Origin of the sequence: Marininema mesophilum (genome assembly GCF_900106775.1) — a bacterium.
In the GTDB taxonomy this organism is placed as follows: domain Bacteria; phylum Bacillota; class Bacilli; order Thermoactinomycetales; family DSM-45169; genus Marininema; species Marininema mesophilum.
This window is the reverse complement of the sequence record NZ_FNNQ01000007.1, coordinates 85,835-102,789: the sequence shown is the minus strand read 5'-3', so window position 1 is coordinate 102,789 and position 16,955 is coordinate 85,835. Positions and strand designations below refer to the sequence as shown.

Annotated in this window: 16 protein-coding genes and 2 pseudogenes; 2 read left to right on the top strand and 16 right to left on the bottom strand. The window is 43.3% G+C overall.

Annotation, left to right across the window (positions count from 1 at the left end):
- Window positions 1-2: 2 nt before the first annotated feature.
- From mcsB to BLV90_RS08405, 6 genes are all read right to left on the bottom strand, one after another.
- Window positions 3-1,085 carry a protein-arginine kinase McsB gene (gene mcsB / locus BLV90_RS08425; RefSeq protein WP_091739203.1) on the bottom strand — a complete coding sequence of 361 codons (1,083 nt, stop codon included), beginning with the start codon at window positions 1,083-1,085 and terminating at the stop codon, window positions 3-5.
- A 6-nt stretch (window positions 1,086-1,091) separates the two neighbouring features.
- Window positions 1,092-1,631 carry a protein-arginine kinase activator protein McsA gene (gene mcsA / locus BLV90_RS08420; protein ID WP_091739200.1) on the bottom strand — a complete coding sequence of 180 codons (540 nt, stop codon included), beginning with the start codon at window positions 1,629-1,631 and terminating at the stop codon, window positions 1,092-1,094.
- Window positions 1,632-1,636: 5 nt separating this feature from the next.
- Complete coding sequence (locus BLV90_RS08415) at window positions 1,637-2,107, bottom strand: CtsR family transcriptional regulator (protein WP_091739197.1); 471 nt, start codon at window positions 2,105-2,107, stop codon at window positions 1,637-1,639.
- Window positions 2,108-2,167: 60 nt separating this feature from the next.
- Window positions 2,168-2,320, bottom strand: coding sequence for a hypothetical protein (locus BLV90_RS16215; RefSeq protein ID WP_177167964.1), 153 nt, complete (start codon window positions 2,318-2,320; stop codon window positions 2,168-2,170).
- 107 nt (window positions 2,321-2,427) lie between these two features.
- The gene (locus BLV90_RS08410) at window positions 2,428-3,123 is read right to left on the bottom strand and encodes an MgtC/SapB family protein (protein WP_091739194.1); all 696 of its coding nucleotides are present in this window, start codon (window positions 3,121-3,123) and stop codon (window positions 2,428-2,430) included.
- A 74-nt stretch (window positions 3,124-3,197) separates the two neighbouring features.
- Entirely contained in the window at window positions 3,198-3,881 is a 684-nt protein-coding gene (locus BLV90_RS08405; RefSeq protein WP_091739191.1) for an HAD family hydrolase, read from the bottom strand.
- A 597-nt stretch (window positions 3,882-4,478) separates the two neighbouring features.
- Between BLV90_RS08405 and BLV90_RS08395 the strand changes: the two genes are divergently transcribed.
- Window positions 4,479-4,757 (top strand): hypothetical protein, encoded by a 279-nt coding sequence (locus BLV90_RS08395; protein ID WP_091739185.1) that lies wholly within the window; start codon window positions 4,479-4,481, stop codon window positions 4,755-4,757.
- 180 nt (window positions 4,758-4,937) lie between these two features.
- Here the strand turns inward: BLV90_RS08395 and BLV90_RS08390 are convergent, their stop codons facing one another.
- From BLV90_RS08390 to BLV90_RS08380, 3 genes and pseudogenes are all read right to left on the bottom strand, one after another.
- Window positions 4,938-5,876, bottom strand: a complete 939-nt coding sequence (locus BLV90_RS08390; protein WP_091739182.1) for a hypothetical protein — start codon at window positions 5,874-5,876, stop codon at window positions 4,938-4,940.
- A 68-nt stretch (window positions 5,877-5,944) separates the two neighbouring features.
- Window positions 5,945-7,054 carry a site-2 protease family protein gene (locus BLV90_RS08385; protein WP_091739180.1) on the bottom strand — a complete coding sequence of 370 codons (1,110 nt, stop codon included), beginning with the start codon at window positions 7,052-7,054 and terminating at the stop codon, window positions 5,945-5,947.
- Between the two features lie 147 nt (window positions 7,055-7,201).
- Window positions 7,202-7,555 (bottom strand): annotated as a pseudogene (locus BLV90_RS08380) (DUF444 family protein); the annotation flags it as partial.
- Window positions 7,556-7,918: 363 nt separating this feature from the next.
- On the opposite strand from BLV90_RS08380, the pseudogene BLV90_RS16530 reads away from it, so the two are divergent.
- Window positions 7,919-8,065, top strand: a pseudogene (locus BLV90_RS16530) (sporulation protein YhbH); the annotation flags it as partial.
- 455 nt (window positions 8,066-8,520) lie between these two features.
- Here BLV90_RS16530 and BLV90_RS08375 read toward each other — a convergent pair.
- The 7 genes from BLV90_RS08375 to BLV90_RS08350 form a co-directional block, all read right to left on the bottom strand.
- Window positions 8,521-9,084: an imm11 family protein gene (locus BLV90_RS08375; protein ID WP_091739179.1), complete on the bottom strand. Its 564-nt coding sequence runs from the start codon at window positions 9,082-9,084 to the stop codon at window positions 8,521-8,523.
- Between the two features lie 14 nt (window positions 9,085-9,098).
- Complete coding sequence (locus BLV90_RS08370) at window positions 9,099-10,679, bottom strand: DUF4244 domain-containing protein (RefSeq protein ID WP_091739176.1); 1,581 nt, start codon at window positions 10,677-10,679, stop codon at window positions 9,099-9,101.
- A gap of 10 nt (window positions 10,680-10,689) precedes the next feature.
- On the bottom strand, window positions 10,690-11,310 hold the full coding sequence (locus BLV90_RS16835; protein ID WP_091739173.1) for a Yip1 family protein: 621 nt from the start codon (window positions 11,308-11,310) through the stop codon (window positions 10,690-10,692).
- Between the two features lie 586 nt (window positions 11,311-11,896).
- Window positions 11,897-12,046: a hypothetical protein gene (locus tag BLV90_RS16210; RefSeq protein ID WP_177167963.1), complete on the bottom strand. Its 150-nt coding sequence runs from the start codon at window positions 12,044-12,046 to the stop codon at window positions 11,897-11,899.
- 375 nt (window positions 12,047-12,421) lie between these two features.
- Window positions 12,422-12,946, bottom strand: a complete 525-nt coding sequence (locus tag BLV90_RS08360; RefSeq protein WP_245726298.1) for a DivIVA domain-containing protein — start codon at window positions 12,944-12,946, stop codon at window positions 12,422-12,424.
- Between the two features lie 37 nt (window positions 12,947-12,983).
- Complete coding sequence (locus BLV90_RS08355; RefSeq protein WP_091739167.1) at window positions 12,984-14,273, bottom strand: glycosyltransferase family 4 protein; 1,290 nt, start codon at window positions 14,271-14,273, stop codon at window positions 12,984-12,986.
- Window positions 14,274-14,303: 30 nt separating this feature from the next.
- Window positions 14,304-16,487 carry a tetratricopeptide repeat protein gene (locus tag BLV90_RS08350; RefSeq protein WP_091739164.1) on the bottom strand — a complete coding sequence of 728 codons (2,184 nt, stop codon included), beginning with the start codon at window positions 16,485-16,487 and terminating at the stop codon, window positions 14,304-14,306.
- Window positions 16,488-16,955: the final 468 nt, after the last annotated feature.

Below are 16,955 nucleotides of genomic sequence, written 5' to 3'. Positions count from 1 at the left end.
TCTTACTGCTCATCCTCTGTTCCTTCATGATGTAGGCGCTCCCGGATCATTACTGCCCGGCGGATATCTCTCTCCTGAGAGTCCAGCCGCTCCTGAGCGTATTGTTGTAGAAAACCAGGCTGGGTCATCACGATCAATTCATTCATCACATTGGCATCGATATCACTTAAAATCCCCATATCTATACCTAAACGAAGATCAGATAATCGTTCCATCGCTTCTTTGGTGCTAATGACTCGCGCCTGGGAAAGAACACCATAGGAGCGGTACAACCGATCTTCCAACTGAATCGGTGTCCCCTCAGCTAACCGGCGGCGAGCACTTTGCTCATGTTGGATCATCTGTTTTACTACACTGGCTAGCTTATCGATGATCTCCTCTTCTCGCTGCCCCAGGGTAACCTGGTTAGAGACTTGATATAGATTACCCAGAGCCTCACTCCCCTCACCATAAATCCCTCTTACGGCAAGCCCTACTTGTGTAATCGCAGGGAAAAGCCGAGAGAGCTGCTTGGTGATCGCTAGTGCAGGGAGATGAACCATCACCGATGCTCGAATTCCCGTTCCTACATTGGTAGGACAACTGGTCAAATACCCAGTCTGTTCACTAAAAGCATAGGTTAGGTGCTTTTCAAACCAATCATCCAATTGATTGGCGATCCGCCATGCTTCCTGGGGTTGAAATCCTGGATAAAGAACCTGAATACGAATATGATCCTCTTCATTAATCATGATGCTAATCGCCTCATCCTTCGATAAGACAACCGCTCCATGACGGGACTCTTCCGCTAATTGAGGACTAATCAGATGCTTTTCCACCAACACCCGTTTCTCTAATTCAGAGAGATCGTCCATGCGGATCAACTCTGCTTCCTTTAAAACCGGAAGTTCTTTAGCCGCGTAAAGGGCTTCCTCCACTCGACGGACTACCTGTGAAGATTGCGCGGATGTAGCTAGCATCGGAAAGGGAAGACCCGACAGGTTACGAGCGACTCGAACCCGACTGGAAATAACAATGTCCGACTGCGGACCTTTTCCACGCATCCATTCACTCAACGCATGTTCAGTAAAACGCTTCAGCGACATGGACGGCTACCCCCCCTGACCCGCCAATTTCTCCTGTAGAGACCGGATCCGGTCTCTAATTCGGGCGGCTTCTTCAAATTCCTCATTCTCAATCCGACGGGACATATCCTGTTTTAATTGCTCAACTTCTCTCCGGATCTTCAAACGCCCCCCTGTACGGTGAGGCACTTTTCCTCGATGCGAGGTGTGCCCATGCACTCGACGGAACAAAGGATCCAGGCGATCATCAAAGGCCTGATAACAATCACTACACCCAAAACGGCCAATTTTAGAAAACTGAGTATACGTCAAACCACATGTAGGACATCGAACACCCATTGATGGCGTTTCATCATGAACCTGGTGTTGCCCTTCCGAGATGGAGGTATCCAGGTTAAGAAGACCAGAGAGCAGATTATGAATCGAGAAGCTCCCATCAATGCCAGGCATCTGCTCACCCTTTTCTCTGGCGCATGATTCACATAGATGGAACTCCGTTTTTTCGCCATTAATGATCTTGGTGTAATGAAGGGTCGCCGACCGTTCGCCACATTCCTGGCACTGCATCCGGCTCACTCTCCTTTGCTTGCATATAACGTCGTCACCACTGACCGCATCATCCGAGCCCGCACTTGATCCCGCACAAGCATCGGTAAATCCAATACATCTCGGGAAATCATCTTACGCACCAAGGTGGCTTCTCGCACCGACATCCAACCCTCGTCAATAAGACGATAGATGAGGTCCTCCGCCGCCGATTGACTCATCTGGGAACCAATCAGCTCTTGAAGGAGTTCATAATAATCCCCCGACGATGGCGGTTGTACTTTAAACAGGCGAATATATCCGCCACCCCCGCGTTTACTTTCCACGACATAACCTTTTTCCACAGTAAATCGGGTACTAATCACATAGTTAATTTGGGACGGTACGCACTGGAACAAATCCGCCAATTCGCTACGCTTCACTTGCAGTATGCCGGAAGGAGCATCTTGGAGCATTTGGATCAGATAGCGTTCAATGATGTCCGAAATACTTGACATCGAGAGTACCTCCTGCTGACTTTGACTAACTTTGACCTTGTAAGTTCATTATACTGAACGTCAAAACCTTTGCCAAGTAGCTTTACCGATGGATTCCAGTAACATTCTTTCCGTACCTGCCCAGATCATACGAAAAAACGGGGATTCCGCTCCCCGTTCCTCATCTCCCTCAGCGTACAGGTAGTCAATCAACGCGGAGTTTTGTCTATTCAATACATACCCGCATTGCCTGGCTTGTAATCCCGTTAGTCAAAATTGGGCAAAAAGAAGCCCTCGGTTACTATGTATGGTTGATTCACACGAAACAGTACACGTATCCATTACTCCACATGGACCTCTCTAGTACCCTTCACATCTTCTATCGCTTCGATGAGCTTTGACAACTCCATATCCCCAGGTAATTTCATGGTAAAGAAAATCTGCAGACGATTGCCATTCACCTCTCCGTGATCAATGGTCACTTTACGAATTTGGATACCAATCGCCCCAATCGCAGTCGCCAACTCTCCCATCCTGCCAGGACTTTTGTCCGTATCAATCCGCATAGTAATCAATCGCTTCCGCCGAAAGAGAAAACTCTCCGCTCGGTTGAGTAACTCCAGGCTCACCAGAGCAATCACGGTTGTCACCACTGCTGAAAAATGAAATCCCGCCCCCGCCGCGAGCCCGATCGCCGCTACTACCCACAACGATGCAGCAGTGGTTAGTCCACTCACCGTAAAACCATGGCGCAAAATCGTTCCTGCACCTAAAAAACCAATCCCACTCACAACTTGAGCGGCAATCCGACTGGGGTCAAGCCGTACTTTATCCTCATCTGCAAAGGCAGCAAAACCATAGATGGATAACAACATTATGAGGCAAGATCCCACCGAAACCAAAATATGAGTTCTAAGGCCAGCTGGATGGTTGTTATGCTCCCTTTCCCAACCAATCAGACCGCCTAGCACCGTAGCGACCAATAACCGCACCGCCATCTCCCAATGAGGAATAAACCATACACTACTTGTTCCCATACACAGCCTCCTTATTGCTTGGGTTTAATCATTATCTTATTGGATAAACGATCAATTTATTGATCTTCATTTCATCATTTGGGATTCCCCACAAGCCCCTTAATTTGGCTGAAATGATCAATCACATGATCTGCTCCCCGTAGTTCACCCTCATCGGCGAAGGTGGGGAATCCCGTATATCGACAACCGATGACAGGTAATTCATTCCCCTTTCCGCCCTCTACATCTGAACTGCGATCCCCAATCATAAACCCTCTACGGATTCCCATCTCTTGGAGCAAAATCCGGATCAACTCGCTTTTTTTCGCCACCTTTTCTTCCGCCGCGGAATACACTCCATCAAAAACACGATCTAGCTCGAATTTAGCTAATATCCCGTGCAGATAAGGGGCAAGACCATTACTCGCAATGACCAATTTCCATCCTCGTTCCTTTAGTTCAATCAAGGTTTCTTTTACTCCAGGATAAAGGGCTCCCAACCCTTCAGAAAGGCAGTCCAACTCATCTTCTAACCACCAGCCATCTGCCTGCTCCTTCACTTCCACCGAAGCTCCTGGCAATAAACGCTCCCAGATATCTGCACTCGTCATTCCAAATACGGAACAAACCTGATCATCTGTTGGAGACTTTCCCTTATATAAACCCCTATCGACTAACCGTTGAAACGTCCGATGAAAAGCGGGGACAGCTACTTTCTCTGTCTGAAATAACGTTCCATCCATATCAAATAGTATTCCTGAGTCATGTTTTGTCACCATTTTTGTGCCCCCTGTTTCATTAATATTTTTATGAAAAGAAAATAACTATATCCTGCTCCCTCAAATAAATCCAAACAATCACCTATTTAAGAAATATTCAGTTGACTGAACTGGAAAAACCATGTAAAATTATAATATCTACACTGTAACATTCACTTTTGAAAGGAGGTCGTCGGAATGTATGCGGATATCACAATCTCACAAAATGAAACCCAAGTTTCTCCCACAAAAGCGATAAATGCATACGCTATCCGTGTTGAAAACGAGTTTGTTCTTCCCCACGGTAAGAATGAGACTCCGCTCAGTGTAATGATGTCACCTTTACCACTGAGCTTATTCCGACGACTCCACGCCTCGGGGAAACCCATGGCTAACTAGGCGATACAATGCCGTGGGTCGTCAACGACCTACGGCTTTTTCTTCCCTGAGACAACCCATTTTTGGTATCTTAGGAAGAAAGTACCGTAGGCAGGTGCCTACGGTATTTTTGTGTCTAGAAAACAAAATAGAAAGGAGCAAGACCTCTGGAGCATTTTCCACCTAAGCCATCGCTTTTATCCATGATCACGTACCACCCAATAAGGAGGAGTTCATCTAATGAACTTAAATAGCTATTCTCTTGAGTACCACATCCGCTCTAAACAAGAAGAAGCCGACGAATGTTGCCAACTACCTAAACAGGATACTCCTTCGCTCTTCCATCGAATAGGTCAGAGGCTGGGACTCACCGTGCAACCGACGGCGAAGCCCGAGCCTCCAACCCCAACCATTATCGATATCACCGAACAACGTCCATCCAATCTAGTGTTCATACAATTGTATCGTAATCGTAGCCGACATCCAAAACAACGCCGCTCACAGCGTCAATCCTCCTAATACTAAGCGATATCCCATTATCGCTGTTCAATAGAAATTCACCAGATCCAAAAAGGGCCCCTAATTACCCATATAAAAATAATTATGGGCCCATTTATTTACAAACCAGATAAACCCCATTTAAAGACATCCAATGAGATGAATTATTGGGGGTTTTTTTGTTCTTACGTCCTCATATTCCTATACCAAATAACCAAACTCCTTAAACTGCTTCAATCTATTTACGGCGATAATACCCCACCAATCTCTTCTCGCAATTTCAAATTCTTCTGGGTAACTCCCCCAACTCCATGAAATATCCCAAAATCCTTCGTCAGACAATTGTTCACTATACATATTGAGATTCTCTTCAACAAGGGAACCAAAAATTTCACAAAGAGGATCATTTGGATGATCGATAAAATCTAACGGCAATGCTTTATAGCCTTTGTTCCAAGTTGAAACATCCTTATCTACACATTTTTCAGCAAGCTTCCATACTTGCTCAGAAACGCTTATCAACGAATATTCAATTTTAACATCAAAAGTGAACTCATAATTTTTTATAATTTTAACTAATTTAAGATAGTTATTTATTTCATGACTGTCCATTTCAGTTCTTTCCATTAGGTGGTCTACGGCTTTTCCAATAGCACTCCATCCTATTTCAGTACTTTTTTGCTCAGAAGACCAATGAACAAGAAATGCAGCCAGCTCTGCACTAGGATTAAACATCCAATTTTCTTGAATACCTTCCTCCCAATGCCACCAAGGGGCGTGTGGATATTCATTATTCTCAGGCAGTACAGAATCCCACATTCCAGTTTCAATATCCACAGTATTCATCAAATAAGAAATCATCGACCCAACCATTGGTTCATTTTTATCGGCATCAATTTCCATCAAGATTTGTCCTGCTGCCCATGTAGCCATTGGAGAAGAATTGGGCAACCAAAAGTCTGGCTCAATACCATGTCCAAAGCCGCCATCCTCATTTTGATATCTTTTTAATTGGTTTAAGACACCTTCCTTACTTCCATTTTCAAATAGAAATTCAAACCGAGAACGATCTAATTGCCGCGCATTTGATTTTATGAATGCTTTTGCTCTTTCAAACCGATTTTTAGGAAGTTTGCTCACTTAGTAAACCTCCACATCAAAATTAAAAATCAATTTAGATTCTATTTTTCCAAATAAGAAACCAGACCTTAGCTCACTACACTAGAATCCATCAAAGGTAACGTTCCAAGCTTATACAACATGTATACCAAGAAAGTAGCAAGACCGAGATAAGCTGTGCCATAGGCAAGACGAACGCGAGGTGCTACCTGATAATACGCCTTATCCTTACGAAGCATGGTTTCATCATCTCCAGGCATGTATTGCGCCTCTAGGCTCATCTTCAGCATTTCATCCCCATTGCTACCCTTCTTTACATCCGTTTTCGTTAAGCTTACCCCTTCAAAAAATCCTGAAAACCCATTCATGCGATGAATGATGCCTATACCAGGATAATAGATATCACACCAATGCTCCTGATCATCCATCGAACAATACTGCTGAAAGGGTAAGTCTCGACGATCTTTACCTGCTGGAATCGGTAGACCTCGATCAAGAAATTGTGAAACATCAGCCTCAGCAACCATCGTTACCTTTTTCAATTTTCCACGCCGACGCGAGAAAAAGGCCTCCCATAATTCAAAAGCAAACAACAACCAGATCACAATTAAAAGTAAACTTTTTGTGTAAATAATGAGTGCGAGCCCCCCTACTAATCCAATAGCCCAGAACCAGCGGGAGATCGCTGTAACGATGCGCCCACCGTCCAGAGGATGAATCGGCAACAAGTTAAACAAATTGATAATAAAACCAATCGCCGCTATCGCGCTTAGAACTTCCCACCCCGTCCAAACTCCCAGGAGATAACAAACAAAAGCACCCGCACTCCCTACCAAAGGGCCTCCTAATGCCACATACGCTTCTGTTTCTGCATCCTGGGGTAGTTTTTTTAAGGTAATTAACGCTCCCAAAAAAGGAATAAATGCCGGTGCAGATACGGGTAGTTTCTTATGTCTAGCTGCCCAGATATGTCCCATCTCATGAATAAAAATCATTGCAACAAGCCCGATAGAGAAAGACCATGGAAAAACTAGGGCGTAGGCACCAATAGTGATTAGCATGCTGATCAGTGTACCGCCTGCCTTCCCCAACTTTAAGAGCCCAGGCAAAAACTTCACCGCACCAAAGGCAACAGTAGCCCATCCCCCGATCTTACTCCAAGCCCCCTCGTGCTTCTCTTTTCTCGGATGGGTTTCCAAAGGAACACCCTCCTCCTTTACTACATTGATTTACTCCTATCGTATCATTCCCCTATCCTCTTTGGCTCTACACTTTTTGAGGGGTATTTTACGGATTCTACAGGAATCAGAGCAAAGATCAGTTTTGGAGATTGGACCGATGACGGGGTTTACTTCACCATATCCAAATAAATTGGAACGTTTCATCAATTCATTTACCAGTTTGACACAGCGTTCATTGTCTGAGGTGAGATTATCGCCATCGGAGAAGTGAAAGGGATAGATGTTAAAGCGACTTGGTGGATAGCGACTATCGATAATTTCAAGGGCTTTTCGATAGGCGGAGGAGCAGATGGTGCCGCCAGATTCGCCCTTACTGAAAAAATGATCCTCTGACACTTCCTTCGCTTCGGTGTGGTGAGCGATGAAGACGATGTCCACGTGATCGTATTTGGTACGGAGGAAACGGGTCATCCAAAAGAAGAAGCTACGGGCGATATACTTCTCGAAGATGCCCATAGAGCTGTAGCAGCTGAAATAAAGGGTGTGCTGTCTCTAAAACAACGAGGGACTCCATCCTATGATGAAATCCCTCGTGGTATTTTCTAATAGTGTGCTTCCGCGAAGAACTTGTAAAGTATATTTCCCAGGTTCGGTAAATCCATCGAAGCTATCATTGTAAGTCCATTCTAAGGTGAGACTAGAATCTGAAGGGTCGATTTCGTCTTTCATTCCATTCATCAATCACTCGTTTCTTAGATCCCTCTAATAAACGCAATTTTAAAACCGTCGTGTCAAATTTCTTTTTTCCATTAGTTGTGAAGGAAAGGGAAATTTATTCATCTCTACTAAAATGACCCCGGACATCTTCGAGATTTTATCCTGTATAATCGCCACTCTACTCTCATGACCGCCTACAAGAACATCGATAATCCCAAGTTTATGCACTACGTCATCAGAGAAAAGGGTCAGGTCTATGATTCATTGAAACATTTCTTCTCTAAACGAGAGTCAGAAAAAGTAAGAAAATGAATCTATTACAAAATATAGTATAGAATAATAGAAAATGCCCTCTTAACTGTGGTAACTCCTTAGGGATAATCTACCATAATTTAAGGGGGCATCTTTGTTATTTTAGGTGCAAGAAGTTTCAGCGGCAAATAACTCTTAAACGGTGTATTACCATCTATTATCAACATTGAATACCTTTATTTTACATAAAACTGGAGAACCATTGCGACCAGAGGGTTACTTTTTAGAATAAGGCATCGCAAAAACGAACATCCAACAACTCTATTAAATTGGCACAATATCAAATATAGTACAAGGATAATCTAAGCAAGCGTGTTTTGTGCTGGAAATCCATTACGGATTCGCGAGAAAACCACACGATCTCCAATAAAAAAATGACTCCTATAAATATAAGAGTCATTTACTGAGTGAAAAATAGTTTAGATCAACGTAAAACTTTTCTATGTTTGCTCATGCTACCTTTCATCAGAATCCCATACTTTTTCAAATCTAAATCCAGTTAAGAACCTTGCTTCTACTCTATTTTTAAATTCATCCGATACCAACACATTTAGATGTGGTCGACTATCAAGATACACTTTAAAAATATGTTGGCCCAGCAATCTCTCTGGATGAAAAGCATACTTTTTAAACCCTACTCGTAGTCCTGAGCTCAACTCTTTCAACACCGAATGATTGTAATCAATCGCATCGATCACTTGGATTACATTGATAATAAAATACTGATTTGTTGGATGCTTTAAAGGGAGCACCTCTGTGTGATCCGTTATCATATCATTTACTACATCCAACGCTTTCTCTGAAAAAACGGGTATACAAGAACCTCCCCAAAATTTTGGGGAATCACATTCTCGGCCATCTTCTTCCAATGAAAAAACTTCTACTCTCCCCCAATCATCAGCAATTGATTTAGCCTCCTGTATTTTTTGCATATATTTTTCATAATCAGAATCAAAATGGAGCAATTGCAACTCTTCAAAATCTTGTTCGAGGTCATTCTCCAATGCCCATACTTTCACAACGGATCGTCCTCCTAGTTTAATGGTAATTTTCCTGACATTAAATCTTTCCTGATTTCATTCAATTCGTTGACAATATCTTTTTGGGTACTACCTGGATGTGCTTCTATCTCTCGTAACCTTCTGTTTATCTCATCATAATAGCTTCTCCCGTGACTTCCTATATGAAGCGCTTCACTTCCTGCATATTTTTCCCCTGCTTTATATGGTAAAAATACACCATTGACTGCGGAATCGTACTCAATTCCAAACTTATCCAAAATCCTTCTGGCCTCTGCTGCTTTTTTCTCTTTCCAAGACACAATATGATGAGCTGCATTTGCATAAGGTGGCGTTTTTACACCTGCTGACTTTAACTCATCTCTTAATACTTGCGGAGGTGTTTTTGCGCCGATGTCTTCTGCTTCTACCTTGGTACGATCACTTACTTTCTCAGCATAGCCTTGTGGAGAAAATACAGAGGCACCAGGTTTTTTATCGCCACAGCCTGGATTCTTACTTGGAGTAAGGTAGATCAATGCGTATTGCTGAGAAGGAAGCGGTCGCTTACCTAAGAAATTCCAATTACACGCAAACTCTTTGGCACCTTTTCTAGCTTTAGCAAATGTATCTCCCAATTTTTTCTCTGCATAGTCTTTTATAGGATCAGTAACCCGCTTTACCGTGCGGTTAATTAAATCGCCACCATTTTTCCTTAGCTTGTCACCAGCAACTTTCGCTCCACTACTAAATAATTCCTTTGCCTTATTAATTAATGGACCGGCTTTACTAATAATTTTGGGTAGGGCTTTTGGTAAAACCTTTGCACCTACTTTCACACCAGCCACTCCTACTTTCTCTACAACTTTCGCAACAGCACCTGCTCCTGGTATAACACTAACAGCCCCTTCTGCACCTGCAAGTACACGTTCACCTACTCCTAAATCCTCTTCCAAAACTTCGTTTCGTCCGACAAACGCTTCCCTAAAATTCTTATAGGGATTAAAACCTAAAATGGTATCCATTACATCCCGATGAGTAAAATCGGCACCCAAAACTGAAAAAGCTACTTCATCCTTACTAAAATTCTTTTTCACCTGATATGTTAAGTGTCTATCCAAATTTCCCAGCAGTGCAACTTGCGGGCCTCCCATCAGTCTAGAAATCCCGTCCCAAGCCAGTTCCCCTGGTGAGTTCGCAATTTTCCCATCATAATCACCAAACATAAACTTAGCCAGTTCACTATCACGAACATCACTCAGTGTATCACGATCTATTAAACTAGGTAGTGGACCAAGTAGTGAACCGAGAATACCATACCCTATTGCATCTCTTGATGGTGTAGACGTTCCACGCACTATTGCATCTCTTGAAGGATCGGGTTCAGGTTGAGAACTATTCGGATTACCCGCTGGTGCAGAGTCTTGTGAATCCCCTCCAGACAGTTTGCCCGATATCGCTTGCTCTATTTTTTGCTTGAGCATATCGGATACGGATCCGCCAGATACCGCAGAGATTAGGACTCCTCCAAATAAAGCAGCTAACGTGAGGATGATCACATATTCTACAGTGGATGTACCTTTTCGATTATTAACAATAATTAATAATCGTTTCATGGAGATACCCTCATAACAAGATCGCCTGTAAAATGAGATAAACAATAAACATCGGAATTAAGTATCCGATTTTGGAAACTAAAAACACAAAAAACCCGCGCCAATTGGATTCAAATCCATGGGCTTCTGTTATCACATGCGAGGAAATATAAAGATAAAATATGAAGATTATGAACCAGAAGAGAGAAAAAATCAATCCTAAAATTACCTGGATAGCTGTAAAGTCTGAGTTATTTCGAAATAAATCTGGACCTAATATGATAAACAACGGGATCCAAATAACAATCATACAAATAATTAAAGGGACTTTGGTCCATACGGCTGCTAACATCGATTCACGCCACTCTCCATCCCCACCAAAGAGCCGCCCCACACCCCAATACAATAGGGATTCCACAATCCAGGATATAGGACCCCATAGAAGAGAAACCAGCAATGATAAAATTAATATTTTGTAAATTTCGACAGATTCACCAGATCCATTTCGCATGGCATTACTGAGTAGGTCATAAACACCCGTTAGGTATATGAATGGAGCCAACCAAAGCGCGGAAGACCATCTCCTCGAGTCTAATATCTCCTGGAATGTGCCACTTGGATTCCTCCAAATGGTTAGCAATGGATTGTTCATAGAGCTCTCTCCTTTTAACAAATGAATTTATATCCCATAATCTCTTTAACCTCCTTCATTTTACTACACTTAACTATATTTTACTATAATAATTAAGGAATCAAAGTTAGGGGGTAATATTGGAGTATTGACTACTATGGGCCAAATAAGATCAGGTGGGGGGATATCTGATCTCCACAGGAGAGACTGTTCACTAAACTCGCAGAGGAAGTGGCGTTCGTGTAAGGTCGAGAGAAGTGCATGGGGAAGCAGTTTCGCTGACTCTGATAGAGCCTATTTTCCTTCCCTGCATAGGTCACTCATCATGCCAAACCCTTAATATCGGCCGTTCCCTTTACGATTGTGCAATGCGATTATTGTAGCAACATTGGAACCATTAACCTGTGCGACTTGTCGGAATTACGTTAAGCAATCTATCTTCCGATTCCGTCGTATAACTTTAATTGTTTCAAGAGATCGAAAGAGAGCGCCGACTCGCTGAAACCGTCGACGCTCCTTCAGAATCACTTTGGGAAACAAAGTATTTTTTCTCGCACAACTTCTTTCAGATGTTGGGACAAAATAGCTTTAGCTGACTCCCCATGATTCACCACTCCAAGTATTCCAGCAACCGCATCCGAGCCAAATGCTTCTTATCATCAGGGAAATGAGTAATCTTATAGTTAATTATGAGTAGTGTAGGTCGCTCTACATCTTCCGATGTGGCAAGTTCTTTAGTTGCTTCCCATTTCACCATCACACAAACCTCCTTATTGTCCCCATATACGATGTCCCCCTGTATGAGGCTTGGCTTTGTCATGAATATCTTAATAATGAAGAGCGCATCCATCTCAAAAAGATAAACTAACACCTGTGGAATGTAACAATGTAGACGTCAGCTTATCTCTTAACTTAGTACTTTTCATTTTTTGTCCCCTCGTACAACCTAATGAAAAGAGTGTGTACTCATACTTCAAAGAGGGAATAGGCTCTATGGAACATCTAAAAACATTTAAATCGTAAATGCTTACCAAATCCAATCACATAATAAAGCAGGCGTTGCTTACTCAGCAAGCCTGCTACTTAACCATTGGGATGCTCTTTAATATATCTATGTATCTTCTACTACCAGTTACCGTCCGAATGGCCTTTCATATTGACGGAGACGTTCCGAAAGTTCCCTGTTTTCCGCCAATACTTCCGCATAATCATGGATGATCCGATCCAGAAACTGATTGACTCCTTGAATATCATAGCCATGGGGGGCGTGGAGAAACTGATGGCTATGGATTTCCTCTGGTGTGATACGCTGATGATTCCCAGGGTATGCTTGTGGCAATGAAGCAGGAATGTGGGATTGTCCAGGCGGATCCTCTTCAAAGGCCAATTCCTGTGAAGCACTTTGTTGTAGGATTCCTTCATAACTATCGATAATCTGATCGATATATTGATTGACCTCATCCCGATGATATCCGCGCATTTCCACACGGAACTTATGCTTTGCGATCTCCTCAGGGGTGAGCTTAGGGATTCCCTCCCCTCGCAACAAAATCTCGAAGGCGTGAATCACTTGATCCAGGAAATTATTTACATCATCCCGGTTATATCCACGTAAAGCGGTCTTGAATTCTTTATTGTGAATATCAACTGGGGTCAATATATGGACCACCCCCTATACCAAGGTTCTCAATCCATCACAGCTCACGTAATCGAGGTTTGATGGAAACAAGTTCCTCCCCCACCTTATCCATTTCTACAGCAACCGCTTGACGTTCCTGCTCAATTCCTTGGTAAAGTTCTATCAATTGGTTCCGTTCTTTCTCCCAAGTCATCTCTTTACGCGCTCGTAGTGTTCCGATGAAGTAAGGAAGAGGATTCGTCACGATTTCTTCGATAGCACGTGAAATCCCTTGCACGTCCAATGGATCCACAAGCAATCCCGCTTTATAGGTACCTATAACAATCGAATTGCCGGGTTGATCACTCGCTACCACTGGCAATCCCGCCTGAATGTACTCAAAAATCTTATTGGGCGTCGCTAATCGATGATTGATACATTGGCTAGGTTGTAAGGCAACTCCCACATGAGCATGGGCGATCAACTCAAGCATCTCTTGCGGAGGCACAAGAGAGTGAAAATAAACTCTTCTCTCTAGGTTATTTTCCTGGATCAAAACTTCTAGGGTCTCCCGTTGCACCCCATCACCCATCAACACTGCTTTATATATAGATGGAAGATACTTCAAAGACGCTATCAGCTCTTCAAGCCCACTGTTTTTTACAAAGGTGCCGTGATACAAAATGACTTTCGCATCGGGTTCCAAACCCAAACTTTGATGAAAATAATGCTTCTCTTCATCATCAGGTAATTGGTCAATTGAATCCGGTATGCTTCGTACAACAGTCGTCTTCACATCACTATACCGGGCTTCCAATTCCTTCGCCATAAACTCATTTCCCGCAATCAGGTGATCCACATGATTAATCCAAAAGGATTCCGCACGGTATCCTATCGCTCGTTCCCATCGATTTTTACTATTCGGTTCATTAAATAATTCATGGGAATCGTAGACCAGCCTGGCACCTAGTTTACGCTTAAGATACCCCCCAATACTCAGGGTATATGGATCATGGCAATGGATGACATCGTAGCTAGAATCCTCACAGAGACTCACTACTCTAAAGGAGAATTGCCTCTGAGCGACAACATCCTTTGCCAATTTTACAAGAGGATTACGGATAACTCGATAAACTCCTCGCTTCATCCGTTGATCCTTTTGCCGGTCAACTAACCGCTTTAATCGCTTGGTCTGTATCGTAAAACGAAGTAAGCGGACACGCTCATGTAAGTCTGGTGTTGGTTGGACCGTGGTCTTCACGCAGGCAATATCCACTTCCCAGCCCATTTGGGCCAGGGCGACGGCTTCCTGCTGCACACGGGCATCAGAATGGATGTCTCGGAACAGGATCATCAATACACGCATCGCCAGTCACCCCAATCCAAAATAGTAACATCATTCATACTTTTTTGCTTTTCCAATCTGTTTCAAGGCTTTCTGATATCGGGAATCCCTTGGATCGATTTTTAAAGCTTTTTCATAGGCTTGCTTCGCTTTCTCTTTCTTGCTATTTTTCTGCAAAACTACACCGTATTGATATTGGTAACTAGCTGTATTCTGAGAAATGTCAACTGCTTTCTTAGCATTATCCTCAGCTTGAGCAAGAGATCCATAAAAGTACAAAGATATAGATAAGTAATAAAAGGCCTTGCTGTTTTTAGGATCTAAGCTCGCTGCCTTCCGAAGGGCAATAACTGCCTTATTGGTTAGTTGTGTCGTACGTTTTTTTCCAAAATTTCCACCTTGAATTTCCTGCTCTCGTTCTACTAGATACGCTCGACCCAGCCCCACCCAGTGTGTTGAATTATTTGGTTCTAATTCGGTTGCTTTCAATGCATGCTCTCTCGCTCCCTGAGCATCCCCTGAATGTAATAGGTAATAAGATAACATCCCATGATAGCGAGAACTATCCTTCTGTAGCTTCACTGCTTTCTTCAAGGCCTGCGCTGCCGCATCATAGTTTTCCCGCGCCCCATATACTCGCCCCTGATGATATAAAAAAAGAGGGTTATCGGGTTCTAATTTTAAAGCTTTATCGATAGCTTCCCGTGCAGATTCCTCCTCGCCTTCCAAGAGGAGATAAACTCCTAACGAATCGTAGACCCTCGCTTTCGGCGCCGCCTTCACACCTTTTTGTAAGACGTTGATCGATTGCTCATATTGTTTCTTCTCTCCATAAAGATTGGCCAGATAGAGGAGATACTGTTCTTCTTTCGGATCAGCGATAACCGCTTTTTTTGCATAGGATAGCGCTTGGTTTATTTGATGTTCCTTATAGGATTTAACCGCTTCTCCATAATTGCGAGCTGCTTCTTCCTTTGCTGAAGATTGACCTCCACTCAGAAAGTAAGTACCAATACCAACTCCTAATAACGCAACAATGGTAGCCACAGCCACCATTGGACGTTCCGTAAGCCAAGCCTTCATCGGATGATTATTCATCGATTCTGGTAACAACTTTCGCTTCGGTTGCTGATCTTCCTTCCTATACTCGGCCTGAAAACGTTCTACCTCTGCTTCTTTCCTAGGTTCTTTCTCCACTTCGCTCTTAGGTGTGTGAGCCGGTTCGGTAACGGATTCCAATGTCGGAGTTGGGGTAGACTCCTCTACCTTCGGACTCAACCGTTCAAAGTCTGGAGTCACAGTGGTTCTCTTTACCCAAGGACCTGCTTCTACCTCACCCACTTCCCAACCGTCCCAACCGATCACATCAAAAGAGTCTACAGCAACTGGACTCCCCATTTCAGGAAATTGGAACAAGTACTTCTCTACACTTTCCTTATCCTGTTTCAGCCAGTAAACGGGGTCATCCTTTTTTTTTTCAAACTCCGTGTTTTTTGGAGGTAAGGTAGTGAGCCATTCCCAGATATCTACGACCCTTGGACGGGACTCGGGATCTGCTGTAAGGCTTTTGATGACAAATTGCTCTAACCTCGATGGCACATCTTTACGATAGGACTTAATCGGGGTTACCGATCCTGGCACAGGACTTGCTCCTGTCAACATGATGTACGCTAACGCACCTAGTGAGTATGCATCCAATCCTTCTTCTTTTTGCCGCTCACCCGCTGGAGTTGGTGGTTGCTTTCCTCCACCCCGCTTTGGAAGCATCCCAATCGGTCCACCGTATAAAAAACGAACGGTATCATTAGTGAGGATCATATTTTGCGGATGAATGATCGTAAACTCTCCGCGCTCATACATCCGTACCAAGTGACCGGAAACTGCCTTCAGTATATGGACCGATTCTGCTAACGAAAGAGGGACGGATCGATAAAGATGGTCAGCCATCAAATTCCCATCCAATTTTCCGAATACTTGATACAGGATGCCTTTCTCCACAAACAATCCCTGGAGTGGAGAAAAGGAGGATCGATCTCGCTTTAGTAGCTCCTTTGGCCCCGCTCCCCGACTCACTGAACGAAGATCCAATGCATGGATAAATCGCGTGGGTCCACGTTCGTTCTGCTGCCCTGAGGGACAAACCTCTACATAATAAAGAGCTCCCTGTATAAAGGGGAAAGCTTGCAAGACCCGATAAGCTTGACGGATCCATTCACCCTTCTTCTTCATATTCATGCACTATTCGGCTCCTTCACACAATATCAAGTTCGTTCTTTCGGCCTATAATATAATACAAATTCATCCATAATGATTGGAGTTTTCAGTTGGGTAACGGCTCTTTTTCTATAGGTTTCTACATTTCCTTTTTCCACCTCATTCTATCATAAGCCGTTGGGGCAGACACCCCTTCTCAAAGAAAATCCTGTCATTTTTTCGATGAAGTCACCTTTCTACAATTGACGAAGGGCTCTACGTAACCAATTTCTCCATATTTCCAACCATCTCATTTATAAGTTGTCATATAGTTCTTTAGTACTAGTGAATAGGTGTAATGGTTAGCTGGTGGTAGTTTACCCTCTATGCAAAGAGCCTCTCTTCCTAGTAACATAAATAATGCTTCCATTATGCAATGACAGTCTATTCCCTTCAATGTAAGACGTGTATGACTATAGAAGTCTATAAGGCATGCCTTCCTATCGATAA